Origin of the sequence: Maribacter sp. UBA3344, from assembly GCF_002362375.1 — a bacterium.
GTDB lineage: Bacteria > Bacteroidota > Bacteroidia > Flavobacteriales > Flavobacteriaceae > Maribacter > Maribacter dokdonensis.
Genome location: NZ_DERI01000012.1, coordinates 90,717 through 116,924 on the forward strand (window position 1 = coordinate 90,717; position 26,208 = coordinate 116,924).

Genomic DNA, 26,208 nt, shown 5'->3' on the forward strand with positions numbered 1-26,208 from the left:
ACTTTTAGTCAATAGTCCTATTAATCAATCAATTTTTAATTAAGTCAAGTACATTAAAAAAACAACAAAATGAAAAAACTATTATTTTTAGTAGCAGCGGTTATTTTAGGAACAAATGTTTCTAACGCACAATCTGATTACACATTTGCAGCCGGTTTAGGTCTAGATTTATTTTCTGGGGTAACATTAGTTGGTCCAAGTGCAAAATATTTCTTTGCAGAAGAGCATGCAGGTCAAGCGGAGTTGATGTTTGAAAGCGGATTAACAACTTTAACAGCTCTTTACGAATACCATGGTGATATTTCAGGAGCTGATGGTTTACAATGGTTTGCTGGTGCAGGTCCTTCAATCTTATTTTTTGGAGAAGGAATAGGGACAGAGATAGCACTTAGACCAATAGTTGGTTTAGACTATAAAATTGATGGAGTGCCATTAGCTTTTTCGTTTGACTGGAGACCCTTTATAGGTCTTGGTGATCTTCTTGGAAATGAAGTTGGTGCTTTTGGTATCGGCGTTAGATACGTAATTGAATAGAAATTTCAGCACTTTAATATTAAAAGGGGAAGCTAAGCTTCCCCTTTTTTTGTACTCCAATAGGTGATTTTGTGTTAAAATAGAATTATAAAACCTATTTAAAAGCAGTGTGTACAACTACTTTAAGGGTGTTCACAACAAAGATTCATGTAAGCTAAGTCTTACCTTTATTTTTGATGAAAACAAACCAAACCAACCATGAAAAAGTTTTTTATAGTACTTATTGTTTCATTTTTTTCGACCGGTATTTATGCTCAAGAAGGGTTTAAGCTTGGAATACAGGCAGGTTTGCCATTTAATGATTACAATGAAGCGGTAAGTGTAGTACTTGGTGCAGATTTCTCGTACATGTACCCGTTAGGTGAAGTTGTTGATGTTGGTCCGGCTATAGGGTATATACATGGCTTTGCTGAAACTTTTCAAACTACAATTATAAGGGAAGAGCAAAAAGCTGTTCAATTTATGCCATTATCGGCAGGTGTTCGTTTTTGGACCTCCAATTATTTCTCTTTTGGCGGTAATGTTGGTTATGCCGTGGGTATCAATGATGGTAACGAAGGTGGACTTTATTATAGACCTACTTTGGCTTACTTAATGAGTTCAAGTGTAGAGGTCAATGTTTCTTACACAGGTATAGATATAGATGAGACCTCTTGGACTACTTTGACACTGGGTATTGTTTTCAACTTTGAGCCTAAGTATAGAACTCGACGTTAGTTTCGCTGTTCTTTAGTTAACTATTATACTTCTTTGATTTCTTATTAATTGTTAAGTAACATTCGTTATTTTTGATACATGAAGATTATCATAATTAACGGTCCTAACCTAAATCTATTGGGTAAAAGGGAGCCAGAAGTTTACGGTGCACAGACTTTTGAAGATTATTTTTCAAAATTGCAGTTTAAGTTTAAAGATGTTGAGTTGGAGTATTTTCAATCTAACATAGAAGGAGAACTTATTTCTAAAATACAAGAAACTGGTTTTAGTTATGATGGTATAGTCCTTAATGCTGCGGCATATACCCATACTTCTGTTGGTATAGGAGATGCGGTAAAGGCTGTAGAAACTCCTGTCATAGAAGTTCATATTTCCAATACCCATAAGCGCGAAGAATTTAGGCATATTTCCTATATATCGCCTGCTGCCAATGGGGTTATTCTGGGCTTTGGATTAAAAAGTTATGATCTAGCCATTGAGAGTTTTTTATTTTAACTCAAAAAAATAATTAACATCTAGAGTGCGATGTACATTCGTAAATAATAGCAAACTATGCTGTTATGAAAAGAATTGTATTTCTGTTATTTGGTTTTGCTATGTTACTTATTGTTTCATGTAGTGATAAAGACGAGTTGGCACTTAGTCCAAATCCAAACGCGCCTATTGATTCAGTTGGGGTATTGACGACCATAAATGCTTTTTCAAATTTATCTTTTTCCAATCCTTTAGATTTACAATCTCCAGATGATGAAAGTAATAGAATTTTTGTAGCTGAAAAAGATGGGATTATAAAATCCTTTTCAAGTGAATCTGAGGTAAGTGAAGTAAGTACATTTTTAGATATTACTGATCGCATAGCCACCGAGAGCGAATTAGGGTTGCTAGGCTTTACTTTTCATCCAGAGTTTAGTACAAACGGTTTTTTATATGTTGTCTATACACCCAATGAAGAATTGGCGGTGATATCTCGTTTTAAGGTTTCTGAAAACGATTTGGATATTGTAGATATGTCTAGTGAAACTATTTTATTGGAAATTCCCCAGCCAGATACTAATCACAATGGCGGTCAGTTGGCATTTGGCCCTGATGGGTATTTATATATTGCATCTGGTGACGGTGGTGGCTCTGGCGATCCCAATGGTAATGCACAGAATTTAGAAAACTTATTGGGTAAGATATTGCGTATAGATGTAAATACTACAGATGCTGGGTTAAATTACGCTATACCAGCAGATAATCCTTTTGTAGAAGTAGAAAATGCGAGGGGTGAGATATATGCATACGGATTAAGAAATCCGTGGAGATTTAGTTTTGATGTAGCTACCAATACCATTTGGACTGGAGATGTTGGTCAAGGAGAGAAAGAAGAAATTAACCTTATTGAAAAAGGAGGTAATTACGGTTGGAATATTCTTGAGGGAACTTCTTGTTTTCTTGAAGATGATTGTGATACCGCAAACACTATGGCGCCAATTTATGAATATGGTCATGAAGAAAATGATAGGTCCGTTACCGGTGGTTATGTGTATAGAGGAAGCAGTTTACCTTCGTTACAAGGTTTGTATGTGTATAGTGATTTTGTATCCGGTAGAATTTGGGCTTTAGATGTAAACGGTAATAATAAATTGATCGTAGATACGGATTTGGCTATATCGTCATTTGGTACGGATGCAAACGACGAGTTGTATATATGTGCTTTTGATGGTAGTATTTATCAATTGACTACTGAAATAAAAGAACAGCCTTAAGCGTTGTCTTCTGGCTTTAAATATTTTTCTTCAACATAGAATGTTGCGAAGGGTAGAAGTGAAGCTATACCGAAAATGAAAACTTTCTTAAATGACCATTTATGGGTAAAGCCAACTATTAATGTAAGTGCTATGAAAGCGATAAAAAGCACTCCGTGGGCGTAGCCAACATATTTGTTTGGTTCTGGTATTTCTGCCCAGTATTTTAATGGCATGGTCACCCCGAACAACGCCAAATAGGAGATTCCTTCTAAAATTGCCGTTGCTCGAAATAACTTTAACATGCTAAATTATATTAAGTAGTAAATTATAAATGAATAACTTCGTCATAAGCTGCTGCCACTGCTTCCATAACAGCTTCGCTCATTGTTGGGTGTGGGTGAATTGCTTTAAGAACCTCATGTCCCGTAGTTTCTAGCTTACGGCCAAGAACCGCTTCAGCGATCATATCGGTAACACCTGCACCGATCATATGACAACCTAACCACTCACCATATTTAGCATCAAAGATTACTTTTACAAATCCGTCAGAAGCACCCGAAGCTTTCGCTTTACCACTTGCCGAGAAAGGGAATTTACCAACTTTGATATCTATTCCTTTTTCTCTAGCCTGCTTTTCGGTTAAACCTACAGAGGCTATTTCTGGAGAGCAATAAGTACAACCGGGTATATTACCGTAGTCTAATGGCTCAACATGCATTTCTGCCAATTTTTCAACACATAAGATACCTTCTGCCGATGCTACGTGAGCAAGTGCTGGTCCAGGAGTTACATCACCAATGGCATAGTAGCCAGGTATGTTGGTTTGGTAATAATCGTTCACCAAAATCTTATCACGGTCGGTAGCAATACCAACATCTTCTAACCCTATGTTCTCAATATTGGTCTTAATACCTACGGCAGAAAGAACAATATCGGCTTCAAGAACTTTTTCTCCTTTAGCTGTTTTAACGGTAGCTTTTACCCCGTCACCAGAAGTGTCAACAGAAGTAACTTCTGCAGAAGTCATAATCTTTACACCTGATTTTTTGAAACTTCTTTCCAATTGCTTGGATACGTCTTCATCTTCTACCGGTACAATGTTAGGTAGGTATTCTACAACCGTAACTTCGGTCCCCATAGAATTGTAAAAGTATGCGAACTCTATACCGATTGCACCACTACCAACAACGATCATTTTTTTAGGTTGCTTATCTAAGGTCATTGCCTCTCTGTACCCAATGATCTTCTTGCCATCTTGCGGCAAGCTTGGTAGCTCTCGGCTTCTTGCGCCTGTAGCTATAATAATATTACTGGCACTATATTCCGTAGTGGAACCATCTTCAGCCTTAACTGAAACTTTTTTACCAGCTTTTAAAGTACCGTAACCTTTAATAACCTCAATTTTATTCTTCTTCATTAAGAATTGAACCCCTTTGCTCATTCCTTCTGCAACACCACGGCTTCTTTTCACGACAGCATCAAAATCCTTATCGGCACCTTTCACTTTTAAACCGTAATCTTCGGCATGTTGCAGGTATTCAAATACTTGTGCAGACTTCAATAAGGCTTTGGTAGGTATACAACCCCAATTTAAGCAAACGCCTCCTAGACTCTCTTTTTCTATAATGGCAGTCTTAAAACCTAATTGTGCAGCCCTAATTGCGGTAACATATCCACCAGGACCACTACCTAAAACGATAATATCGAAAGTGCTCATATTTTGATTTTTTGTAGTTTTAATTGAGGTGCAAAAATACAAAACCTTTATCAAATTATTTGTAGGTTTTTAAAATATGACCTTTAATCTAAAATTGTGATATTTTATAAGGAGTCATCCTATATGTGGTATATAGGTTTTAAAGTAAAAAAGAGGTCTTTAAGACCTCTTTTTTATTTCAAAATTGTTAAGCTATTTGAACTATTCTGCAGGAACAAAATTTAAAGCCACACCGTTAATGCAATGGCGTAAGCCTGTTGGGGCTGGTCCATCCTCAAAAACATGACCTAAATGCCCCCCGCAAGTGGCACAGTGCTCTTCGGTTCTTTTGTAACCAATTTTATAATCTACATCATAAGCTACATTACCTTCTATTTCCTCATAAAAACTGGGCCATCCGGTACCTGAATCAAATTTGGTATAACTTTTAAATAAAGGAGTGGCACAGGCGGCACAAACATATGTACCTTTTTCTTTGTTTTTAAGAAGTTCACTGGTAAACGGATTTTCAGTAGCAGCTTCGCGTAGAACGTAATATTCGGCATCGGTCAATTCTTTTCTCCATTCACTGTTGGTTTTTTGAACAGGAAATTCTTTTTTATCCTTATCAATGCTGCTAGATGTCATCTCTTTCTTTTGGGCATTACCCTTACAGCTTACAAAGAGTATTAAAAGTGCAATAGCAAAATGTAGTTTCATATTATATTTTTTTAATTATGTCGATGAATTTATATAATCCTTTCAATGTATAGTAATTACGATACTTTTTTGGTTAAGGTTTTAATAAAATAAATAAAAGCCTTTGAAGATTATTCAAAGGCTTTTACTCATATAGGTTAATTCCAGGGATATTTATTGTAATGTTACTTTCTGGACTTCATCTTCCGTAATACCTAAATGTGACATTACAGAGTTGATGTTAGAAGTATCTAACTTTCCAGTGGTAGATTCTGCTGGTAATATGGCGATTCTAAATACTTGGTCATCAGTATCACCTGGTTGTAAAGTTGATAGGTCAAAATCTGATTCTAAGAAAATACTAACATCAAAAAAAGTATAATCGTAATTATATTGTAACAAGCCTTGATCTAATATTCTAGTTTGTGGCATTAACCTCCAAATATCAACAGATTCACCGTTACTATCTTCAGTTACATCCCATAGCATGTAAACTAAAACTACATCAGTTTCAAAAACTTCTATAGTTTGTGGAAACTCGTAAAATATGGAATAGTCATTGTCCAAGGTGAAAGTACCCTGTATGTCTATCACTTTGCCCAAGATATTAACTCCGTCCGCGCCATCGGCACCATCAGCACCATCAAATCCATCAAACCCTTGTGGTCCTTGTGGTCCTTCACACGAAATAAAAAATAGCGTTACAAGTGCTCCTAGAAATACATTTATTTTTTTCATAATGTTATAATTTTTGGTTTGAGTTTTTATTTTGAATTGTTATTTCAAAAAGCGTTCCATTTTTGGTATTTAAATATATAAATCGGATATTAACTGCTATATTTTCAACAAAAATGAAATGTAGTTGAGCGTCTTTAAAAGATGATTAGCTTTACAAAAATAAACACTCAATATGCCTAACGTACAAGTTTACTCATTATTTACAGATTTTGATATCAATCTTTTTAAAGGAGGAAAGCATTATCGACTATATGATAAACTAGGATCCCATATCGTAGAAGTTGATGGTGTAGCCGGAACATACTTTGCTGTATGGGCACCTTCGGCGAAAGCGGTTTCTGTTGTCGGTAATTTTAATTTATGGAATGCAGAGGAGCATCAATTAAATGTGAGATGGGACAGCAGTGGTATTTGGGAAGGTTTTATTCCCAAAATTGGAAAGGGTGAGATCTATAAATATAAAATACAGTCTAACAATAATGATATTTGGACAGAGAAAGCTGATCCTTTTGCCAGGTATTGTGAGCATCCGCCTAACACGGCATCAATAATTTGGACTGCTGAGCACAATTGGAAAGATGATGCTTGGATGGGCTATAGAAAAGATAAGAACGGTTTGGATAAACCTTATTCGGTTTATGAAGTTCATTTGGGATCTTGGAAGAAAAATGCCGAAAATAAATTTTTGACCTATAAGGAATTTGCAAAAGACCTTGTGGAGTATGTAAAGGAAATGGGGTATACACATGTGGAGTTTATGCCTATAATGGAGTATCCTTACGATCCTTCTTGGGGGTATCAACTAACAGGGTATTTTGCCCCCACATCAAGATTTGGGTCGCCCGAGGAGTTTAAATTACTGATAGATACATTTCATCAAAACGATATAGGGGTCATATTAGATTGGGTGCCGTCTCATTTTCCGGAAGATGCGCATGGTTTAGGCTTTTTTGACGGCTCGCACTTGTATGAGCACCCAGATAGAAGAAAAGGATATCATACAGATTGGAAGAGTTTGATCTTTAATTATGGTAGAAATGAAGTGAGGGCTTTTCTGATTAGCAATGCTTTATTTTGGTTAGATCAGTTTCATGTAGACGGCTTGCGTGTAGATGCCGTAGCCTCCATGTTATATTTAGACTATTCTAGAGAGGAGGGTGAATGGGAGCCAAATATGTATGGTAACAATGAGAATTTAGAGGCTATGTCCTTTATACGTGAACTAAATGAAGCGGTATATACCAACTTTGAAGGTGTACAGACCATAGCGGAAGAATCTACTGCATTTTCAGGCGTATCAAAACCGGTGGCACATGGTGGTTTAGGTTTTGGTATGAAATGGATGATGGGGTGGATGCATGATACCTTACAGTTCTTTAAGAAAGAACCCATCTATAGAAAACACCATCAAAATGATCTTACCTTTAGTATGACCTATGCGTTTACCGAAAATTTTATGCTACCATTTTCTCATGATGAAGTAGTTTATGGTAAGCAGTCTTTGGTTTATAGAATGCCGGGAGATGAGTGGCAGAAATTCGCAAATTTAAGATTGCTATTTGGGTATATGTTTACCCACCCGGGTACAAATTTAATGTTCATGGGAGGTGAATTCGGTCAAACGGCAGAATGGAATTTTCAACAAAGTTTAGATTGGCATTTGTTACAGTACAGTGTGCATAAGGGAGTACAGGATTTTGTAAAGGATCTAAACCATTTATATAGAAATTCTCCGGGTTTATATGAAAAACAATTTAGTCCAGAAGGTTTTCAATGGATAGATTATGGTGATCATGAAAACTCGGTATTAACATACGTTCGCAAAGGACATGATGAGAAGAACGATTTGGTGATTGCGTGTAACTTTACTCCTGTACCAAGAGAAAATTACAGAATAGGAAACCCGAAAAAAGGAAAACTAAAGGAAATTTTAAATAGTGACGATGCCAAATATGGTGGCGGTGGCAACCTAAATGATAAGATAACATCATCAACCAAGCCTTCGCACGGTCATAAGAAGTCTATCGTAATAACGATACCGCCTTTAGGGATAGTAATATTGAAATAATCATAATAAGTTGTCGTTTAAACACATCCAATTGTAAGAGTTTCTGATTTACCGACTGTTATGCTAATAATTAAGAATTCATGATCACAAACACAGAGCTTGAATATAAAGGTAATTTATATCCAAACCACATCGTTGAATTTGCACAGGACACTGATAAAATCTATTTCACCACAGATAACGGAGTAGTATTACAAATAACTATCCTTAGGGGTAGTATTATACGGTTTAGGTACGCTACAAATTACAACTTTGAACCTGATTTCTCTTATGCCATAGACCCCGAGGCTACTATGGGGTATAGTAAATTAGAAGTGGTAGAAAATGATACGGAATATATAATTTCTACGGCACGTTTAAATATTCTGGTAGATAAGAAAACGTTACGAACCCAGATTTCTGATTTAAACGGTACTATTATCAATGAAGATGAGTTGGGCTTTCATTGGGAAGAAAATTATGAATATGGTGGAAATACCGTAAAGTTGAGTAAAATTACCCAATCTGGTGAAAGTTTTTATGGAATGGGCGATAAAGCCATGCATAGCAATTTAAAGGGTAAAAGAGTGGAGAATTGGGTAACTGATCAATTTGCCTACGCAAAAGAACAAGATCCACTGTATAAGGCCATTCCTTTTTATATAGGTTTAAATAAAGGTATAGCCTACGGTATCTATTTTGACAATAGTTTTAGAACAGGCTTTGATTTCTCTCAAGAACGAAGAAATATTACCAGTTTTTGGGCAGAAGGTGGAGAAATGAACTATTATTTCATATTTGGTCCAGATATGCCAAAAGTGGTCAGTTCATACTCTAGCCTTACCGGTACACCAGAGTTACCACCCATGTGGGCATTAGGTTTTCATCAATCTAAATGGAGCTACTATCCGGAAAGCAATGTAAAGGAAATTGCCAGTGAATTTAGAAAGTTACAAATACCATGTGATGCTATTTATCTAGATATAGATTACATGGACGGCTTTAGGTGTTTTACTTGGGATAAAAACCATTTCCCTGACCCAAAGCGAATGATTCAAGAATTGGAGGAAGACGGATTTAAGACCGTGGTGATGATAGATCCAGGTATAAAAGTAGACCGCGATTATTGGATTTATAATGAAGCCCTTGAAAATGGTTATTTCTGTAAAAGAGGAGATGGTCCGTTAATGCATGGAAAAGTGTGGCCGGGAGAATGTAATTTTCCTGATTTTACAAACCCAGCAGTGCGTGAATGGTGGGCAGAATTGTACAAGGAATTTATGTCGGATTTGGGTGTTCATGCAGTGTGGAACGATATGAATGAACCTGCTGTAATGGAAGTTCCATCAAAAACGGCCCCATTAGACACTAGGCATGATTATGATGGTAACCCGTGTACCCATAGAAAAGCACATAATGTTTATGGTATGCAAATGGTTAGGGCTACCTATGAAGGTGTTAAAAAATATGTATATCCAAAAAGACCGTTTGTAATAACAAGAGCGGCATTTTCAGGGACCCAAAGGTATTCTTCTACGTGGACAGGAGATAATGTGGCTACATGGGAGCATTTGTGGATCGCTAATGTACAAGTGCAACGTATGTGTTTAAGCGGGTATTCATTTGTTGGCTCTGATATTGGTGGTTTTGCAGAACAACCAGATGGCGAATTATTTGCTAGATGGGTGCAATTGGGAATTTTTCACCCATTTTGTAGAGTGCATTCCAGTGGGGATCATGGTGATCAAGAACCTTGGTCCTTTGGATCTGAAATAACGGATATCGTAAGAAAATTTGTAGAACTACGCTATCAGTTATTACCGTATTTGTATACGATGTTTTACAAGTATACCAAGGAAAATGTACCTATGGTGCAGTCTTTGGTCTTTTTTGACCAAGAGGATAATCAAACTCACTTTAGGACAGATGAGTTTATATTCGGTGATAAGATATTGGTATGTCCAATACAAGAACCTAATGCTCAAGGACGCCGTATGTATGTGCCAAGGGGCGAGTGGTACGATTTTTGGACAAATGAATTTGTAGAGGGAGGTAAGGAAAAATGGGTTGCGGCAGCATTGGATATGATTCCGATCTTTGTAAAGGCAGGATCTATTATTCCAAAATACCCTATACAGCAATATGTTGGAGAGAAAAAAATAGAAGAGCTTGTTTTAGATGTGTATTATAAAGAAGGCACTGAAACCTCTGAAGTTTACGAAGATGCCAATAATGGTTATGATTATAAAAAAGGAAGATATTCTCTAAGTAATTATAAGCTTACGGGTAAAGACAACTCCTTGATCATTCAATTGTTCAAGGATGGTACTTTTGATACGGAGTATGAGAAAATGAAGTTGACTTTTCACGGCCTTCCATTTGAGATCAGTAGTGTTAAGATAGATAATGAAGAAATACCGCTAAAGAGTATAAGCATTAATGATAACAATGATTTGCTTATAGACAAAAACTTTACCTTATTGCATTTATCAGGAAAAGAATAACTTTGTAGTTTTCTACCATTAACTAAAATGAACAAAAAATGAAAAAACTAGTATTAATAATATTCGTCTTTATAGGCGTTTCGGCTTGTAAGGTTAATCCCTTTACTGGTCAAAAAACATTGAATTTTTACCCAAATAGTCAAGTATTTCCATCTGCATTTGCACAGTATGACCAATTTCTAACGGAAAATAAGGTGGTTACAGGTACTGCAGATGCGCAAATGATTACTAGGGTTGGTCAGCGAATTTCTTCGGCTGCTGAACGTTGGTTAACGGCTAATGGGCATCCAGGTTATTTAAAGGACTATGCTTGGGAATATAATTTGGTAAATGACGAAACTGTAAACGCATGGTGCATGCCAGGTGGTAAAATTGTTTTCTATACGGGTATATTGCCCATAACACAAACAGAGACCGGTGTAGCTGTAGTTATGGGGCACGAAGTTGCCCATGCCTTGGCTGATCATGGAGCACAGCGTATGAGTGCAGGTACATTACAACAGTTAGGTGCCGTAGCAGGTAATGTTGCAATTAAAAATCAGCAAACCTTAGGTATTTTCAATCAGGCATATGGTGTAGGTACCCAGTATTTAGGTATGCTGCCTTTTAGCAGAAGTCACGAGACGGAGGCAGATAGAATTGGCTTGCAGATTATGGCAATAGCAGGTTATGACCCTTATGAAGCTGCGGAATTATGGAAAAGAATGAAAGCGAACAGTGGTGGAGAAGCACCGCCAGAATTTATGAGCACGCACCCATCTAACGATACCAGAATAAACAATCTTACAGCTTGGGCGCCAGATGCCGCTGCAGAAGCCGCAAAATTTGGGGTAACAAATTTTAAGTAAAACTTTAAGGATTATTGTATATTGAAGCCGTTCAGAAATGATCGGCTTTTATTTTTATATATGGGGAAGACACTAGTTTTAAAAGGAAGTAAGAAATTATTGAATGCTTGGGCCTTTTATGATTGGGCAAATTCCGTTTACAGTTTGGTAATTTCGTCGGCAGTTTTTCCAATATTTTATGGCGCACTTTTTAGAATTGCCGGTATTGAAAAGGTGACCATTTTTGGTGGGGAAATAGCAAGAGCACCATTAATAAGTTACACAACATCTTTAGCCTTTGTTTTTATAGCTATCATAACACCGTTAATTTCAGGCGTTGCGGATTATTTGGGAAACAAGAAGGTTTTCATGAAATTCTTCTGCTACTTAGGAGGGTTGTCATGTATTGGTTTATACTGGTTTTCATTGGAAAATATATACTTTGGGTTAGTATGCTACTTTTTTGGTCTTGTAGGGTTTTGGGTGAGTTTTGCCATTAACAACTCCTACCTGCCGGATGTTGCTTTTCCAAAACAGCAAGATGCAATTAGCGCTAAAGGATTTACATTAGGGTATATAGGAAGTGTGGTGCTTTTGGTTTTTAATTTGGCTATGGTCATGAAACCGGATTTTTTTGGAATAACCACAGATGAATCTGGTGCGGCCGAAATTAAGGCCATGAAATATTCTTTTGTAACCGTTGGTATATGGTGGATACTTTTTGCACAGTACAGCTTCTACTATTTGCCAAAAGGCTACAAAAAAGAAGGGGAGCGAACCAACATTGTTTTAAATGGTTTTAAAGAGTTAAAGCAAGTGTGGCATCAGTTAGGGGACCAGGTTAAGTTAAAAAGGTATCTAGGTGCATTTTTTGTCTATAGCATGGCAGTACAAACTGTGATGTTGATAGCAACTTATTTTGGGGAAGAAGAAATTGCTTGGGGTACGGATTCTGAAAGAACTACGGGGCTTATCATTAGTATATTGGTTATTCAATTGGTGGCAATTTTAGGGGCTACGGTTACCGCAAGTGCATCAGAAAAATTTGGTAACATAAAAACATTGATCGTGGTAAATGGCCTTTGGGTAGCCATCTGTATTTATGCCTATTTTGTAATAACGCCTACGGACTTTTATATAGCCGCTGGTTGTGTTGGGTTGGTTATGGGTGGTATACAGGCGCTTTCTAGGTCTACCTATTCTAAGTTTTTGCCAGATACTACAGATACCACATCTTTTTTCAGTTTTTATGATGTTGCGGAAAAGATTGGAATTATAATAGGAACATTTTTATATGGGGCAATAGCTCAGAGAACGGGTAGTATGAGAAGTTCTATCATCTTTTTGGGCGTATTCTTTCTGATCGGCATGATATTGCTTGTGAGAGTACGCGAAACAAAAAAGCCCCTTTAAAAAGAGGCTCAGTTGAATTGATTGTTCGCTATTTTGATCTTATGCTTTTATCCTTTTGAAATATCGCCAGAACCAGAAGTTTTTGTGTTTACTTTTTCAGGATTTCCTCTATAGGAAATATCCCCAGAACCAGATACCCTTGCTTTTAAAGACTTATTTGCGGTAACCTGTATATCTGCTGAACCGGATATTGTTGCGTCAACATTATCAGCTTCTAGGTCATATGCTTCAATATCTCCACTACCTGAGATTGTAGCTTCAAAATTGGTGGTGTCACCGCTTAAAGTAATATCTCCTGAACCCGACATTGAGGCAGATATATTTTGAACATCAAGGTCTAAAGTAATATCACCTGATCCTGACATTGCTGTTTTGAAATCATCAGTTTTGATTTTTGTTTTGCCAACAATATCACCTGATCCTGACATAGAAACAGAACTTATAGATTCAACGGGTACGGTAATATGAATTCCAGATTTCCAATTGCTTGTTTTTAAATTAACACCCTTTTCTGTCTTGATCACCAGTTTGCCGTCTTTAACTTCGGTAATTATGTACTCCAATAGATTTTCTTCACCTGTTAAGGTTATTTCACCCTCGTTGCCAGATACCAAATCAACATCGAACCAGCCCGATACGGCTACACCGTCATAATCCCCTGTATTTCTCTCAATGGTAACATTGTTACCGTTTCCTTTAATAGTCTTTCCCCATTGCGCTGAACAAGATAGGGAGATTAACCCTGCACATACTAATACACTTAATTTTCTCATGATATTCATTTTTAATTGATTGATTTATTTTTAATTGATTGATTTATTTTTTGCTAAAACTTATGCCGCCATAGTCGCTTGTAAGTATAATTTTGTTGCCACTGCCTTTAGCACCATAAAATCCTTCATAGTGTTTGTCAGATGATTTTTCTATGCTAATGTTAATAGTGAAGTCATCTTTGCCACTTACACCGGCATAACTGGTAGAAATATCGAAATCAAAATGATAGGCACTGTTGTATCCAATTTTAACTCCGGTATAATCCGTTCTAATTTCTACATCGCCAGCGTCTGCAGCAAGTTCATCTATTCTAATGGAGCCATAGTCAGCTGTTATAGATACATCTCCATGAACGACGCCTAGTTTTACTGTGATGTAATCACCATTGCCATCTATGCTTTGTAGTTCTTCAATGTCCATATTGCCATAGTCACTGGTATAATCTAAATTGCCCATTTTGCCTATACTTGCATTGGTGTAATCAGCATTGATATGAAGGTCGCCGGCTTTCTCAATAGTAAAGCCCGAGTAATCTGCTCTAATTTCACCACTGTTGATAAAACCAATTGTGGATTTTGAAGTATAGTCAAAATTTAAACGGTTGTTACGGCCTCTAAGCTCACCAAGTTCAAGTCTGCCATAGTCACAGTTTATTTTGGCGTGCCCGTCTATTCTGTCCAAAATTATATTGCCATAATCATTACTGAGGTCAACATTGTTTTTAACGGGCACCTTAATGGTGTAATTGATCTGCATATTGACGTTGTTGTTATTTCCCCAGCTCCATCCCCAGCCATTGTTATTTTTGTTAAAAATGGTTTTGGCGTAAACTCTTTCGTTATTGGCTTCAAAATCAACTGAAATTTCATCTAATTTTTTTTGGACCTTGTCTTCATTGTTACCATTGGTCTTAATGTGGACTTCAATTACTACTCTATTTTCATTCCAAGAAGTTATATTTAAGTTGCCATAAGAATTGTCTATTTTTAGCAACGCGTTGGTACTTACGTTAAACTCTTTTTTAATGGTCTTTTCTTTGGTATGCTTACCATCAAAAGAAGTGTCATTGGCGAAGGCTACTGTTGAGAAAGCCAAAAATAATAGCCAAGTATATTTATATAGTAAAGTTTTCATCATGTGATTTTTTAATTGATTTAATATTTTCAATTTGAATCATAACCTCGTTTAAAAGATCGATTCTGGTTTGGAAATTGGTAATCATGGCACTTAAAATTAACTTGCTGTTACCTCCATTTAAAAGGTCTTGCTCCATTTTGGTATAGTTCAGCTGAAGCTTTTTTAGTTGGACCATGGTGTCATTAATAATTTTTTCTGTTTCGGGTGATTTTTCTGAATTCAGTTCTTTTACCTGCTCTTCGATTAAATTCGCAAAATAAAATTGCGTTTTTGATGCTTCTGGCGAAATCTCGGCAACTTTTTCTTCAATACTTGATGCTGTGTTGAATTGGGATAATCCAACCGTTAATAAAATGGCAAATGATGCTGCGACCGATAGAAAAAGTAACCAACTGTTCTTTTTCTTGGGTGTAAGTGTAGCCACGCCTTTAGACTCGTTCAGTTTTTCTAAGAATCGCTGTTCGTGCCCGCTGGCGGGTTCGGCATAATCCAATTTGTTATGTAGCTTTATAAAAAGCTCGTCAATAGTATCTTTCTTCATTAGACTGCGAGTGTTAGTTTTTTCCTTAAACTTTCTTTTGCTCTAGAAACAGTAGTTCTGCAATTGGCATAACTAATGTTCATGATTTCACTAATTTCATCATAATCAAATCCTTCAATTAGATGTAAGGTCAAAGAAATTCTGTAGTTGTCTTTTAAATCTTTCATGGTTTCCATCACTTTTTGAGCCTTTAGTTCTGTAAACACATGGTCAGATGCAATTCCGTCATTATCTTCGACCCTGTACAATACCTCATCTAAAGCAACTTCGTTCTTTTTTTGTTGCTTTCTATATTGATGTATACTGTTATTAATAACAATACGCTTTAACCAGGATCCAAAAGTTACTTCCCCTTTAAAAGTATGCAGTTTCGTAAATGCGCTTAAAAACGATTCTTGCATAATGTCTTCTGCTTGGGCAGAGTCTTTTACGATTCTGAGTGATGTATTGTACATAGCCTTGTAATACCTGTTGTACACTTCTAGCTGTGCACTTTGTTTACCGGCTAAGCACAATTGCACTAGCTCATCAATATGTTCTCTTTGTTGGCTCAAAAAGTGATTGGTTTATTGAAAGATGAACCAAAATACAGTTTGTTACAGTTTGATGGAAATAAATTTTAATTATTCCATAAGCAATAGTTGGGTATTTATTGAAATGATTTATTTCAGTTGGCACAAGAATTGAATTAGATAATAGCAAATGAAAGTGCAAAAAGCCGTATTTAACTGATTTTCATTGTTTTTACGGCAATTATGTATAATTTATAAAAACTAAATTCTGTTAATTTAATGACAGAATGACCGATATATGAGTATGGGAGATTCTAAATTTTCAAATTTTGACAATATGTCTTTACAAGGAATAGACCAAGATTCTGAGCTAATTCCATTATTGACTCCAGAAGATGAGGAGCAAATGAATAGTGAAACCTTGCCAGAGACCTTGCCTATATTGCCTTTAAGGAATACAGTACTTTTTCCTGGTGTAGTAATTCCTATTACGGCGGGTAGAGATAAAAGTATTCACTTAATTAAGGATGCCAACAACGGCTCAAAAGTAATAGGTGTAGTTTCCCAAAAAGATGAGGAAACGGAAAATCCTGATGTAAAGGATATAAACACCTTGGGTACGGTAGCCAAAATTTTACGTGTGCTACAAATGCCAGATGGTAATACCACCGTAATCATTCAAGGTAAAAAGCGTTTTGAGATTGCCGAAGTCTTAACTAAGAAGCCTTATATAACAGCTACAGTTAGAGAAACCGCAGAAGTAAGACCGGAAAAGAACGATAAGCAGTTTTTGGCAATTATAGAGTCTATTAAAGAATTGGCTTTAAAAATTATAAGGGATAATCCAAATATTCCTAGCGAAGCATCTTTTGCTATTAAAAACATTCAAAGCGATTCTTTCTTAATAAACTTTGTTTCTTCCAATCTTAATTTGGATGTAAAGGCGAAACAAGAGTTGTTGGAAATAGGCAGTCTGCAAGAGAGAGCGTTGGCAACATTGAAATATATGAATGTTGAAATGCAAAAGCTTGAACTAAAGAATGATATTCAATCAAAAGTTAGAAATGATCTAGATCAGCAACAGCGAGAGTATTTCTTGCACCAGCAGATGAAGACCATTCAAGAAGAATTGGGCGGAGTTTCTTATGATGAGGAGCTAGAGGAGATGAAGGAGAAGTCCAAGAAAAAGAAATGGGGCAAGAAAGAAAGAGAGCATTTTGAAAAGGAATTGTCGAAAATGAAGCGGATGAATCCGCAGGTGGCGGAATATTCTATTCAAAGAAATTATTTGGACCTGCTATTGGATTTGCCTTGGAAAGAATATTCTAAAGATAAGTTCGATTTAAAAAGAGCAGAAAGAATTCTTGATCGTGACCATTATGGTTTAGAGGATGTAAAGAAGAGAATTGTGGAATATTTAGCGGTTTTGAAGCTGCGTAATGATATGAAATCACCAATTCTTTGTCTTTATGGACCTCCGGGAGTAGGTAAAACTTCATTAGGTAAATCTATTGCAGAGGCGTTAGGTAGAGAGTATGTAAGAATGTCATTAGGTGGTTTAAGGGATGAGGCTGAAATTAGAGGTCACCGAAAAACATATATTGGTGCAATGCCGGGTAGAATTATTCAGAGCCTAAAAAAGGCGGGTAAATCTAACCCTGTTTTTATCTTAGATGAAATAGATAAGCTATCCAATAGTCATCAAGGTGATCCTTCATCTGCTATGTTAGAAGTATTAGATCCAGAACAGAACAGTGATTTTCATGACAATTTCTTAGAATTGGGTTATGACCTTTCTAAAGTGATGTTCGTTGCTACTGCAAATAACTTGGGCAGTATACAACCAGCACTTAGAGATCGTATGGAAATTATCCATGTAAGTGGGTACACTATTGAGGAAAAGGTTGAAATCGCTAAAAAACATTTGTTGCCAAAACAATTGACAGAACATGGTTTAGATGCGAGTCATTTAAAAATTGGCAAACCACAATTAGAAAAAATTGTAGAAGGGTATACAAGGGAATCTGGAGTACGTTCTTTAGAAAAGCAAATTGCCAAAATGGTACGTTATGCAGCGAAATCTATTGCCACTGAAGAAGATTATGAAGTAAAGGTGAGTAGTGAAGTTATCATAGAAGTTTTGGGTGCGCCTAAAATGGAGCGTGATAAGTATGAAAATAATGAAGTGGCAGGTGTTGTTACCGGATTGGCTTGGACCAGTGTTGGTGGTGATATTTTATTTATAGAATCTATACTTTCAAAAGGTAAGGGAACCATGAGTATTACGGGTAACCTTGGTAAAGTGATGAAAGAATCTGCAACCATTGCCATGGAGTTTATAAAATCTAATGCTGATCGTTTTGGTATAGATGCCGCGGTATTTGAGAAATATAATGTTCATATTCATGTACCAGAAGGGGCAACACCTAAAGATGGTCCAAGTGCAGGTATTACGATGTTGACCTCTTTAGTGTCATTGTTTACGCAAAAACGTATTAAAAAGAGCCTTGCAATGACCGGTGAGATCACATTGAGAGGCAAAGTGCTTCCGGTAGGTGGTATAAAGGAAAAGATTCTTGCCGCCAAAAGGGCAAAAATTAAGGAGATTATTCTCTGTGCAGATAACGAGCGTGATATTAAGGAAATCAAAGAGTCGTATTTAAAAGGGTTAACGTTTCACTATGTAAAGGAAATGTCAGAAGTTATTGACATTGCTATAACAGGGGTTAAAGTAAAAAACGCAAAGGAGCTATAACTTAGCTTTTCTTTATACTTTTGATAGGATGAAAAAAATCACCATTGCAATAGACGGATTTTCCTCAACGGGTAAAAGTACTTTAGCAAAACAATTAGCTAAAAAGCTGCAATATATTTATGTAGATACGGGTGCCATGTACCGCGCGGTTACCTTGTTTGCTATGAGGGCAGGTTTGGTAAATGCCGGCAATGTTGATGAAGATACGTTAGAGCAAAAATTAGGTGATGTTGAATTGAAGTTTGTATTCAATTCTGAATTGGGTTTTGCGGAAATGTATTTGAACGGAGAAAATGTAGAAAAGGAAATAAGGACTATGCCGGTTTCCAAGAACGTTAGCCAAGTAGCCGTTTTAGAGGCAGTTCGTAAAAAATTAGTAGCCTTGCAACAAGCAATGGGTGTTGATAAAGGTATTGTTATGGATGGCAGGGATATTGGTACAGTGGTGTTTCCAGATGCGGAACTTAAAATATTTATGACCGCTTCACCTGAAAAGAGAGCTGTAAGAAGGTATAAAGAGTTATTGGATAGGGGAGAGAATGTCGTCTATGAAGATATTTTGGAAAATGTTCAAAAACGAGATTATATTGACAGTAATAGAGAGATATCTCCTTTAAGAAAAGCTGATGATTCAATTGAGTTCGATAATAGTGACTTAGGACTGGAAGATCAGTTTCAAAGAATTTACGAACATTCGCTTCGGGTTATAGAAAAACAAGTATAAAAAAAGAGGTTAGTTTTGCTAACCTCTTTTTTATTATGTAGTATATGTATTATTTGTTTGGAATAACCAATACTTGATCAGGATGAATTACATCCGGATTTTTTAAGATGTTGGTATTCGCTTCAAAAATAGCTTTATATTTCATTGGGTCACCGTAATATTCTTTAGCTATTTTACTTAAAGACTCACCGCTTTTTACCACGTGTCTGTGATAAACAGAATCATCTTCTACTGTAATGTTCGCTTTAATATCAGAAGGGCTTTCACCGCCCAATGCTTTAATTTTATCCCAGATCAAATCCTTTTCATAAGGAGTTTTTGCTTGTCCTTTTATTTTTAGAACATCTCCTTCAACAGTTACGTTACCGTCTTTGATACCTAATTGTTCACCTAGGTCCAAAACCCCTTGATATTTCGCTTTAACGCTCATATTTTTACTTTTTTTAATGGTTATTATAATGCTTCTAAGATAAGCATATTTAAGATATTTCATTCCAAAATCATGCCATATTCTTTAATTGAATGGTATATAATAAGTTGTGTTGTCTAATTTAAATAAAATGCTTATTTTTGCACACCTTTTTTGCAAGGCATTCAAGAGAAAAAGGGATTAGATAAACAAAAAGATATAACTACTTTCATAGTCGTTGCTTAAATCTTGATAAGATTATGGAATACAAATTATTGATCAGCAAATGGCTGAAGAAAAAACAAACGCAGAGGTAGAAGCTACTACCGAAGCAACACAACAAGCTGTAGAGACTCCACAGCAAGATCCACAAGAATTTTTAGAGAACTTTAACTGGGAAAAATACGAGCAAGGAATTGAGCGTGTAGATGACTCAAAGTTGAAGGAATTTGAAGATTTAGTAGCTGAAAATTTCGTTGATACTGCCGATGAGGAAGTAGTAGAAGGGAAAGTAGTTTATATTACTGATAGAGAGGCTATCATTGATATCAACGCAAAATCTGAAGGTGTAATTTCGTTAAACGAATTTCGTTACAACCCAGGTTTAAAAGTAGGTGACAAAGTAGAGGTATTGATCGATATTCGTGAGGATAAAAGTGGTCAGTTGGTTTTATCTCACAGAAAAGCGAGAACTATTATGGCTTGGGACCGTGTAAATGCGGCTCATGACAAAGAAGAAATCGTTAGTGGTTTTGTGAAGTGCAGAACTAAAGGTGGTATGATCGTTGACGTATTTGGTATAGAGGCTTTCTTACCAGGTTCTCAAATTGACGTTAAGCCAATTCGTGACTATGACCAGTATGTAAACAAAACAATGGAATTCAAGGTTGTAAAGATCAATCACGAATTTAAAAACGTTGTTGTTTCTCATAAAGCACTTATTGAAGCTGATATTGAAGAGCAGAAGAAAGAAATCATTAGCCAATTAGAAAAAGGACAAGTATTAGAAGGTGTTGTTAAAAACATTACTTCTTACGGTGTGTTCATTGATCTAGGTGGTGTTGATGGTTTAGTTCACATTACTGACCTTTCTTGGAGCAGAATCAACCACCCGAACGAGGTTGTTGAATTGGATCAGAAATTAAATGTTGTAATTCTTGATTTTGATGAAAACAAATCTAGAATTCAATTAGGTCTTAAGCAATTGGAGAAGCACCCATGGGAAGCTTTATCCGATGAAATTAAGATTGGTGATAAAGTAAAAGGTAAAGTAGTTGTTATCGCTGATTACGGCGCATTCATTGAAGTTGTTGAAGGTGTTGAAGGTCTTATCCACGTATCTGAAATGTCTTGGTCTACGCACTTGCGTTCTGCACAGGATTTCGTAAATGTAGGTGATGAGGTAGAAGCAGTTGTATTGACATTGGATCGTGAAGATCGTAAAATGTCTCTTGGTATCAAGCAATTGACTCCAGATCCTTGGACTGATATTACTACCAAATACCCTGTAGGTTCTAAACATAAAGGTATTGTAAGAAACTTTACAAACTTTGGTGTTTTTGTTGAGCTAGAAGAAGGTATAGACGGTTTAATTTACATCTCTGATCTTTCTTGGACTAAGAAAATCAAGCATCCATCTGAGTTTACTAACGTAGGTGATACTTTAGAAGTTGAAGTATTGGAATTAGATGTTGAAGGTCGTAAGTTGAGCTTAGGTCACAAGCAGACTACTGAAAACCCATGGGATAAATATGAAACTGAATTCGCATTGGGTACAGTTCATACAGCAACCATTTCTGATGTAGTTGATAAAGGTGCAACAATTGAATTTAACGATGATATTACTGCATTTATTCCTCAACGTCATTTAGAAAAAGAAGATGGTAAAAAACTAGGTAAAGGCGATGAAGCTGAATTCAAGATTATTGAGTTCAACAAAGACTTCAAACGTGTTGTAGCTAGTCATACTGCAATTTTCCGTGAAGAAGAGCAACGTAATGTTAAGGCGGCTGTCAAAAGACAAGCAGCTAGTGCAGATGAGGCTAAGCCAACTTTAGGTGATGCTAACGATGCGTTACAAGCGTTGAAAGACAAAATGGAAGCTGATTCTAAGAAGAAGTAATTTCATTAGCATACATCCTTAAATAGGATAGTTTATAAAAGCCCGGATGCATAATCCGGGCTTTTTGTATTTATGATTGTTTGTTGTTTCTTAAAGGTAAGTCGCAACGGAACTACACGTCATTCTAATTGATTTTGTTTTGCCTTTGGAATAGATGATAATCAAAAGGCTATCAGCAAAGCAAATAGGTTTTACTATTTTAAGTTTAGAATTTTAATTTCTGAAATAAGTAAACAATATGGATATGTTGAAGAAATGAATATATTTTAATGTCTTGTTAATAGGGTAAATAGTAAAAGCCCAGATTTTCATCTAGGCTTTATTAGTTTTCATTCAGTCGGTTCCTATTAGGGTTCAAACATAAATGAAATACTAGTGGAGATTGTTATGTAATTAGACTTTTTATGTAATTGTGTTTGCGCAGAACAAGGTCAGGTTGGCAAAAAAATTAATACACCTTTTTCTTCACGAACCAGATATCTTCAAGGCTTAAGTTCAAGGTAAGTAGGTGATAGTTCTCCTTTACCAGAACGTTTTGCAATAGACCTTTAGATCCATAGCTATATGAAAGGTTGATCATAGAATGGGTTCCTCTACTTGTTGGTATACCAATACCTGCTGTAAAATTGTAGCCCTCAACTTTTTCATCACTAATGGCTAAATATCCATTGTCATAATTATAACCTAATCTATATGCTATTCTTTGACCATATTTATAGCTGGTTGGGTCTTGAATATATTCTAGTCCAAAAGCATAGATGTCTTGGTCTTCATAACTACCTATATTTTCAGATTGATCGGTGTTGGTCCAAAAATTCTTTTTGTAATCTGCGCTAAATGTCAGCTCTTCAATAGGTTTAATGCTCATACCAAATCCCAACTCAAGGGGTAATTTAAAGTCTGATACGGTATCTGAACTCTCGTCCTCTACAGTAATTTCAATACCGGATAACGACTTGTTGACAGACCTTTTTAAATTGCCGTTTAAACTTGTAGGTAATTGTACAGTGCTACCTATCGTAATTTTTTCGTTAACATCATATTGCAGCCCAAAACCAAGTCTTGCACCACTATAATTTGTTTTTTCTATAGATTCAAAAGCAGTTGCATTGTAAGTAAAAGATTCCGTCTCTTCAATGTTACCGAATAGGAATGAAGCACTTAAACCTAACCTAAGCTTAGGAATTAAGGCATAACCAATATTAAGTTTAATATCATTTAGACCGCCCAAACCGTTTACGTTACTTTCAAATGAATTTGTAGACCCTTCAATGTTGCTACTTACGCCAAGTAGGGAATATCCAACATCACTATAAGGTACCATGGTTATGCCTGCACCAAAATTTTCTGCAATTCTAAAACCAAAGGCGATATTGGAAAAATTGACATTTGATTTTTCTTCATTGTCCGATGTATTGCTGTAATTATTAAATTCTCCGGTAACCCCAATATCATACAGGAAAGAGTTTTGGGGTATTAAGGCGTAATTGGCAGGGTTTAAGTTATTCAACTCGTAAGTCGATTTAATACCAATACCGCTATAGCCTAAACTATTGAACTTTCCAATACTGGTTTGGTTAATAACACCTAGTCCGTATAAGGAATAAGGAGAACTGGTTAATGCTTCTGATTGTGCTGAAATTTGCTGTATGCCAAGAAAAGCTCCTATGGTGACCACTATAATTTGGTTAATCTTCATCGTAAATACCGTATGTTAATTCTAAAATTGTTTCGTTTTCCCCATTACCGTTTCCGCTCATAATAAATCGATCTACAGTAGAATTATAATCAACAGGAAGTAAGATTAAAGCATCATCAATATCCCTGTCCTTTAGGTAAAGCTCTTCTAAATAATAAGACAAGGATATTTCATAATAGATGTCATTAAATTCTTGATTGTCCCTGTTTAAAATAGCATAGGAAGTAGAGGACAGGGTTTCGGTCAAATCATTGTTTTGGTCAACGACATATACCGCAAGGGTGTCTCTTAGTTTTAGATTGTCGTTATAAGATTGAGCAACTGGTTTTATTTTAAGGGTGCCGTCCAATATGGTGCCACTGCCAGGTATGTCGTAAAGACTCGTAATACTTGGAAATTGTACCCTCATGGCTATTCCTATACCAGATTGAATGTAACTTTCGTTGTTAGAATCGGAACTTTCTAAGTTGACCTTGCTATCTGTTAAGCCCTGTAGCGGTGTAATAGGGTCTTCTGCGGTTATGCTATTAAAGAAAGGAATTGGTGTGGTTGTTGCGTTTATTTGAATATCAAAATATTCCTGTTCAGATTCATATTCGGTTTCTGTACTGTAATATAAGCGCATGTAAGTATTCTCGGAAGATTTTGAAAAACCGATGATTGAGCCATTGTCGGTTTCGTCAGGTAATAGCGCTATGCCTTTAAAGTAATCCCTATATTCATCAGAATTTACAATGTCTTTCTCCTGTAGTTTGGAGAATATATCCTTACCAAAATCGTCTATCATTTTTATGGTTATAGAGTCTCCTGCCAAAGGTCTTGGGTTGTATTCGTAGAAACCCAGATCATCTTCATCATAGCTGATTTTACTAGTATTGTAGAAGTAATCATCACTTTCGGGATTCAGGTTTTCTATAATTTTTTTAATGTGAATGGTGTTTTTCTGTAGCGTGTCATTGTAGTAGTAATTATCATAGCCCAAGACCATTACCAAACTATCAAATACCGCCTCAGAATCTATGGTATAGGTCTCTGGTAAAAACTGCATGTAGCTAGATGCCCTAACGGTACCAAAAACAGCATCTGAATATTTTCCTGTAAGAATTCTTGTAGATTCAGAAGTAGCTAAACTATCGAATTTCATGGTAGAGGTACTCACCGTTAATGTATCGATCAATATGAGGCGAATGTTACTATCGGTAAATGTTTCACCGGCTACAAAATCGGTATCATTATATATGTCATCACTGCAAGAGATAACGACTATTGTAAATAAACCACCGATCATTATGATGTGGAGTGCACGTAGTTTGTTTAAGAACACCTTCATTTAAAATTAAGTTTTCATCAAAGCTAAATACCCAATGCGGTTGTAAAAACCTGAATAGACGAATCCGTAATGTTAAGGGATGAAATCTATTATTTAAACTATTAATGAAATGTTTGTGTTCGTAGATGAAAACCTAGGATTGGTATGTTAAAAATCAATCTTAATCTATTGTGTTTTTTAGAAGCCTGGGGTCTCTAGTAGATTTGATTTTTCAAAGAAAGAACCTTAAAACAAAAAAGTAATGAATAAAAGAAAATCGTATGTATACAAAATTACCGGGTTGGCGCTTTTGGCCATGGTAGTTACAAGTTGTTCAAGTGATGATGAAGAGGATTTAGGTAACTGGGTAGATAAATCTGTATTTGATGGTAGCCCAAGAAGTAGTGTATCTGGTTTTACAATAGATAATATTGGGTATATGGGTGTTGGTTATGATGGAGACGATTATTTGGCTTCTTTTTGGGCATACGATATTGAAGGTGACTACTGGTCTCAAAAAGCGGATTTTCCTGGAGCTGCTAGAAATGCAGCCGTAGGTTTTGAGATTGACGGTACTGGTTATATAGGTTCTGGGTATGATGGTGTAGATGAATTGACGGATTTTTATAGCTATGATACTGCCTCTAATACATGGACAGAAATTGCCTCTTTACCAACAGCAAGAAGAAGTGCTGTAGGTTTTGGAATTAACGGCTATGGTTATGTGGGTACAGGGTATGATGGCGAAAATGATAGAAAGGATTTCTATAAGTATAACCCTGCAACCGATACTTGGACTGAATTAGTAGGTTTTGGAGGAAATAAAAGAAGATCTGCCACCACTTTTACTATAGATGGTTTGGTGTATTTAGGCACTGGAGTGTCCAACGGGGTATACTTAGATGATTTTTGGGTATTTGATCCTGCTACTGAAAGTTGGACCTCAAAGTTAGACCTTGATGAAGAAGATGATTATGCTATTGCAAGAAGTAATGCCGTTGGATTTACGTTAAACGGATACGGTTATATAGCAACCGGAGAATTAGGTGGTGCTACCAATACAGTTTGGGAGTACGATCCAGCTTCAGATGAATGGGAACAAAAAACATCTTTTGAAGGAGCTACAAGGCAAGATGCCATTGCTTTTTCAAATGGAAGTCGAGTATTTATAGGAATGGGTAGAACTGGAACATTATACCTAGATGATTTAGATGAATTTTTTCCATTGGATGAGTACGATGACGAAGATTAATTTTTCATAGTGAGTGCAATTGTTAATTTTTTGGGTCAATCTGTGAAGGTTGGCCCATTTTTAAACATT

The 26,208-nt window shown here is 36.2% G+C and carries 23 protein-coding genes; 12 read left to right on the forward strand and 11 right to left on the reverse strand.

The features are described from left to right. The first annotated feature begins 69 nt into the window (after window positions 1–69). From B2Z27_RS09690 to B2Z27_RS09705, 4 genes are all read left to right on the forward strand, one after another. Window positions 70–534 (forward strand): hypothetical protein, encoded by a 465-nt coding sequence (locus tag B2Z27_RS09690; protein ID WP_071339986.1) that lies wholly within the window; start codon window positions 70–72, stop codon window positions 532–534. A 198-nt stretch (window positions 535–732) separates the two neighbouring features. Then, a complete protein-coding gene (locus B2Z27_RS09695) occupies window positions 733–1,251 on the forward strand; it encodes an outer membrane beta-barrel protein (RefSeq protein ID WP_058105746.1) in 519 nt (172 codons plus the stop codon). A 78-nt stretch (window positions 1,252–1,329) separates the two neighbouring features. After that, entirely contained in the window at window positions 1,330–1,746 is a 417-nt protein-coding gene (gene aroQ, locus B2Z27_RS09700) for a type II 3-dehydroquinate dehydratase (protein WP_058105747.1), read from the forward strand. Between the two features lie 65 nt (window positions 1,747–1,811). Beyond that, entirely contained in the window at window positions 1,812–2,999 is a 1,188-nt protein-coding gene (locus tag B2Z27_RS09705) for a PQQ-dependent sugar dehydrogenase (RefSeq protein ID WP_286813502.1), read from the forward strand. On the opposite strand, the gene B2Z27_RS09710 is transcribed toward B2Z27_RS09705, so the two are convergent. From B2Z27_RS09710 to B2Z27_RS09725, 4 genes are all read right to left on the reverse strand, one after another. Beyond that, complete coding sequence (locus tag B2Z27_RS09710; RefSeq protein WP_071339983.1) at window positions 2,996–3,283, reverse strand: DUF3817 domain-containing protein; 288 nt, start codon at window positions 3,281–3,283, stop codon at window positions 2,996–2,998. The two genes, B2Z27_RS09705 and B2Z27_RS09710, sit on opposite strands and share 4 nt — an antisense overlap. A 23-nt stretch (window positions 3,284–3,306) precedes the next feature. Next, a complete protein-coding gene (gene lpdA / locus B2Z27_RS09715) occupies window positions 3,307–4,698 on the reverse strand; it encodes a dihydrolipoyl dehydrogenase (protein WP_058105750.1) in 1,392 nt (463 codons plus the stop codon). A 201-nt stretch (window positions 4,699–4,899) separates the two neighbouring features. Beyond that, window positions 4,900–5,397: a peptide-methionine (R)-S-oxide reductase MsrB gene (gene msrB / locus B2Z27_RS09720; RefSeq protein ID WP_058105751.1), complete on the reverse strand. Its 498-nt coding sequence runs from the start codon at window positions 5,395–5,397 to the stop codon at window positions 4,900–4,902. A 153-nt stretch (window positions 5,398–5,550) separates the two neighbouring features. After that, window positions 5,551–6,114 (reverse strand): collagen-like protein, encoded by a 564-nt coding sequence (locus B2Z27_RS09725; protein WP_286813503.1) that lies wholly within the window; start codon window positions 6,112–6,114, stop codon window positions 5,551–5,553. A gap of 172 nt (window positions 6,115–6,286) precedes the next feature. Here B2Z27_RS09725 and glgB point away from each other — a divergent pair, with 172 nt between their 5' ends. From glgB to B2Z27_RS09745, 4 genes are all read left to right on the forward strand, one after another. Continuing rightward, window positions 6,287–8,182, forward strand: coding sequence for a 1,4-alpha-glucan branching protein GlgB (gene glgB, locus B2Z27_RS09730; protein ID WP_058105753.1), 1,896 nt, complete (start codon window positions 6,287–6,289; stop codon window positions 8,180–8,182). 80 nt (window positions 8,183–8,262) lie between these two features. Continuing rightward, window positions 8,263–10,665 (forward strand): glycoside hydrolase family 31 protein, encoded by a 2,403-nt coding sequence (locus B2Z27_RS09735; protein WP_286813504.1) that lies wholly within the window; start codon window positions 8,263–8,265, stop codon window positions 10,663–10,665. A 38-nt stretch (window positions 10,666–10,703) separates the two neighbouring features. Beyond that, a complete protein-coding gene (locus tag B2Z27_RS09740; RefSeq protein ID WP_058105755.1) occupies window positions 10,704–11,513 on the forward strand; it encodes a M48 family metallopeptidase in 810 nt (269 codons plus the stop codon). A 60-nt stretch (window positions 11,514–11,573) separates the two neighbouring features. Further along, a complete protein-coding gene (locus B2Z27_RS09745) occupies window positions 11,574–12,905 on the forward strand; it encodes an MFS transporter (protein WP_215998383.1) in 1,332 nt (443 codons plus the stop codon). 47 nt (window positions 12,906–12,952) lie between these two features. Here the strand turns inward: B2Z27_RS09745 and B2Z27_RS09750 are convergent, their stop codons facing one another. Genes B2Z27_RS09750 through B2Z27_RS09765 form a run of 4 tightly spaced genes read right to left on the reverse strand, consistent with a single transcriptional unit; the run spans window position 12,953 to window position 15,911 of the window. Continuing rightward, entirely contained in the window at window positions 12,953–13,678 is a 726-nt protein-coding gene (locus B2Z27_RS09750) for a head GIN domain-containing protein (RefSeq protein ID WP_058105757.1), read from the reverse strand. 43 nt (window positions 13,679–13,721) lie between these two features. Next, window positions 13,722–14,813, reverse strand: a complete 1,092-nt coding sequence (locus B2Z27_RS09755) for a hypothetical protein (protein WP_091602580.1) — start codon at window positions 14,811–14,813, stop codon at window positions 13,722–13,724. Continuing rightward, window positions 14,794–15,357, reverse strand: a complete 564-nt coding sequence (locus tag B2Z27_RS09760; protein ID WP_286813505.1) for a hypothetical protein — start codon at window positions 15,355–15,357, stop codon at window positions 14,794–14,796. Before B2Z27_RS09760 ends, B2Z27_RS09755 begins: the two co-directional genes overlap by 20 nt. Next, window positions 15,357–15,911 carry an RNA polymerase sigma factor gene (locus tag B2Z27_RS09765; RefSeq protein WP_058105760.1) on the reverse strand — a complete coding sequence of 185 codons (555 nt, stop codon included), beginning with the start codon at window positions 15,909–15,911 and terminating at the stop codon, window positions 15,357–15,359. Before B2Z27_RS09765 ends, B2Z27_RS09760 begins: the two co-directional genes overlap by 1 nt. 262 nt (window positions 15,912–16,173) lie before the next feature. Here B2Z27_RS09765 and lon point away from each other — a divergent pair, with 262 nt between their 5' ends. Together lon and cmk are read left to right on the forward strand one after the other, a co-directional pair. Next, window positions 16,174–18,624 (forward strand): endopeptidase La, encoded by a 2,451-nt coding sequence (gene lon, locus B2Z27_RS09770; protein WP_286813633.1) that lies wholly within the window; start codon window positions 16,174–16,176, stop codon window positions 18,622–18,624. A 28-nt stretch (window positions 18,625–18,652) separates the two neighbouring features. Further along, the gene (cmk, locus tag B2Z27_RS09775; RefSeq protein WP_286813506.1) at window positions 18,653–19,348 is read left to right on the forward strand and encodes a (d)CMP kinase; all 696 of its coding nucleotides are present in this window, start codon (window positions 18,653–18,655) and stop codon (window positions 19,346–19,348) included. Window positions 19,349–19,397: 49 nt separating this feature from the next. Here cmk and B2Z27_RS09780 read toward each other — a convergent pair whose 3' ends face one another. Then, complete coding sequence (locus B2Z27_RS09780) at window positions 19,398–19,778, reverse strand: LysM peptidoglycan-binding domain-containing protein (RefSeq protein WP_058105800.1); 381 nt, start codon at window positions 19,776–19,778, stop codon at window positions 19,398–19,400. A 265-nt stretch (window positions 19,779–20,043) separates the two neighbouring features. Here B2Z27_RS09780 and rpsA point away from each other — a divergent pair, with 265 nt between their 5' ends. Next, window positions 20,044–21,879, forward strand: coding sequence for a 30S ribosomal protein S1 (rpsA, locus tag B2Z27_RS09785; protein WP_058105762.1), 1,836 nt, complete (start codon window positions 20,044–20,046; stop codon window positions 21,877–21,879). Window positions 21,880–22,327: 448 nt separating this feature from the next. On the opposite strand, the gene B2Z27_RS09790 is transcribed toward rpsA, so the two are convergent. Further along, window positions 22,328–23,578 (reverse strand): OmpP1/FadL family transporter, encoded by a 1,251-nt coding sequence (locus tag B2Z27_RS09790; protein ID WP_286813507.1) that lies wholly within the window; start codon window positions 23,576–23,578, stop codon window positions 22,328–22,330. Then, window positions 23,568–24,908 carry a DUF4270 family protein gene (locus B2Z27_RS09795; protein ID WP_286813508.1) on the reverse strand — a complete coding sequence of 447 codons (1,341 nt, stop codon included), beginning with the start codon at window positions 24,906–24,908 and terminating at the stop codon, window positions 23,568–23,570. The genes B2Z27_RS09790 and B2Z27_RS09795 overlap by 11 nt, the downstream gene beginning before the upstream one ends. 241 nt (window positions 24,909–25,149) lie before the next feature. Here B2Z27_RS09795 and B2Z27_RS09800 point away from each other — a divergent pair, with 241 nt between their 5' ends. Continuing rightward, window positions 25,150–26,139 (forward strand): Kelch repeat-containing protein, encoded by a 990-nt coding sequence (locus B2Z27_RS09800; protein ID WP_286813509.1) that lies wholly within the window; start codon window positions 25,150–25,152, stop codon window positions 26,137–26,139. Window positions 26,140–26,208: the final 69 nt, after the last annotated feature.

Bases quoted from the DNA above. Each gene is read 5' to 3' on its own strand.
- B2Z27_RS09690 (WP_071339986.1), top strand. From the start codon at position 70: ATGAAAAAACTATTATTTTTAGTAGCAGCGGTTATTTTAGGAACAAAT.
- B2Z27_RS09695 (WP_058105746.1), top strand. From the start codon at position 733: ATGAAAAAGTTTTTTATAGTACTTATTGTTTCATTTTTTTCGACCGGT.
- aroQ (WP_058105747.1), top strand. From the start codon at position 1,330: ATGAAGATTATCATAATTAACGGTCCTAACCTAAATCTATTGGGTAAA.
- B2Z27_RS09705 (WP_286813502.1), top strand. From the start codon at position 1,812: ATGAAAAGAATTGTATTTCTGTTATTTGGTTTTGCTATGTTACTTATT.
- B2Z27_RS09710 (WP_071339983.1), bottom strand. From the start codon at position 3,283: ATGTTAAAGTTATTTCGAGCAACGGCAATTTTAGAAGGAATCTCCTAT.
- lpdA (WP_058105750.1), bottom strand. From the start codon at position 4,698: ATGAGCACTTTCGATATTATCGTTTTAGGTAGTGGTCCTGGTGGATAT.
- msrB (WP_058105751.1), bottom strand. From the start codon at position 5,397: ATGAAACTACATTTTGCTATTGCACTTTTAATACTCTTTGTAAGCTGT.
- B2Z27_RS09725 (WP_286813503.1), bottom strand. From the start codon at position 6,114: ATGAAAAAAATAAATGTATTTCTAGGAGCACTTGTAACGCTATTTTTT.
- glgB (WP_058105753.1), top strand. From the start codon at position 6,287: ATGCCTAACGTACAAGTTTACTCATTATTTACAGATTTTGATATCAAT.
- B2Z27_RS09735 (WP_286813504.1), top strand. From the start codon at position 8,263: ATGATCACAAACACAGAGCTTGAATATAAAGGTAATTTATATCCAAAC.
- B2Z27_RS09740 (WP_058105755.1), top strand. From the start codon at position 10,704: ATGAAAAAACTAGTATTAATAATATTCGTCTTTATAGGCGTTTCGGCT.
- B2Z27_RS09745 (WP_215998383.1), top strand. From the start codon at position 11,574: ATGGGGAAGACACTAGTTTTAAAAGGAAGTAAGAAATTATTGAATGCT.
- B2Z27_RS09750 (WP_058105757.1), bottom strand. From the start codon at position 13,678: ATGAGAAAATTAAGTGTATTAGTATGTGCAGGGTTAATCTCCCTATCT.
- B2Z27_RS09755 (WP_091602580.1), bottom strand. From the start codon at position 14,813: ATGAAAACTTTACTATATAAATATACTTGGCTATTATTTTTGGCTTTC.
- B2Z27_RS09760 (WP_286813505.1), bottom strand. From the start codon at position 15,357: ATGAAGAAAGATACTATTGACGAGCTTTTTATAAAGCTACATAACAAA.
- lon (WP_286813633.1), top strand. From the start codon at position 16,174: ATGGGAGATTCTAAATTTTCAAATTTTGACAATATGTCTTTACAAGGA.
- cmk (WP_286813506.1), top strand. From the start codon at position 18,653: ATGAAAAAAATCACCATTGCAATAGACGGATTTTCCTCAACGGGTAAA.
- B2Z27_RS09780 (WP_058105800.1), bottom strand. From the start codon at position 19,778: ATGAGCGTTAAAGCGAAATATCAAGGGGTTTTGGACCTAGGTGAACAA.
- rpsA (WP_058105762.1), top strand. From the start codon at position 20,044: ATGGCTGAAGAAAAAACAAACGCAGAGGTAGAAGCTACTACCGAAGCA.
- B2Z27_RS09790 (WP_286813507.1), bottom strand. From the start codon at position 23,578: ATGAAGATTAACCAAATTATAGTGGTCACCATAGGAGCTTTTCTTGGC.
- B2Z27_RS09795 (WP_286813508.1), bottom strand. From the start codon at position 24,908: ATGAAGGTGTTCTTAAACAAACTACGTGCACTCCACATCATAATGATC.
- B2Z27_RS09800 (WP_286813509.1), top strand. From the start codon at position 25,150: ATGAATAAAAGAAAATCGTATGTATACAAAATTACCGGGTTGGCGCTT.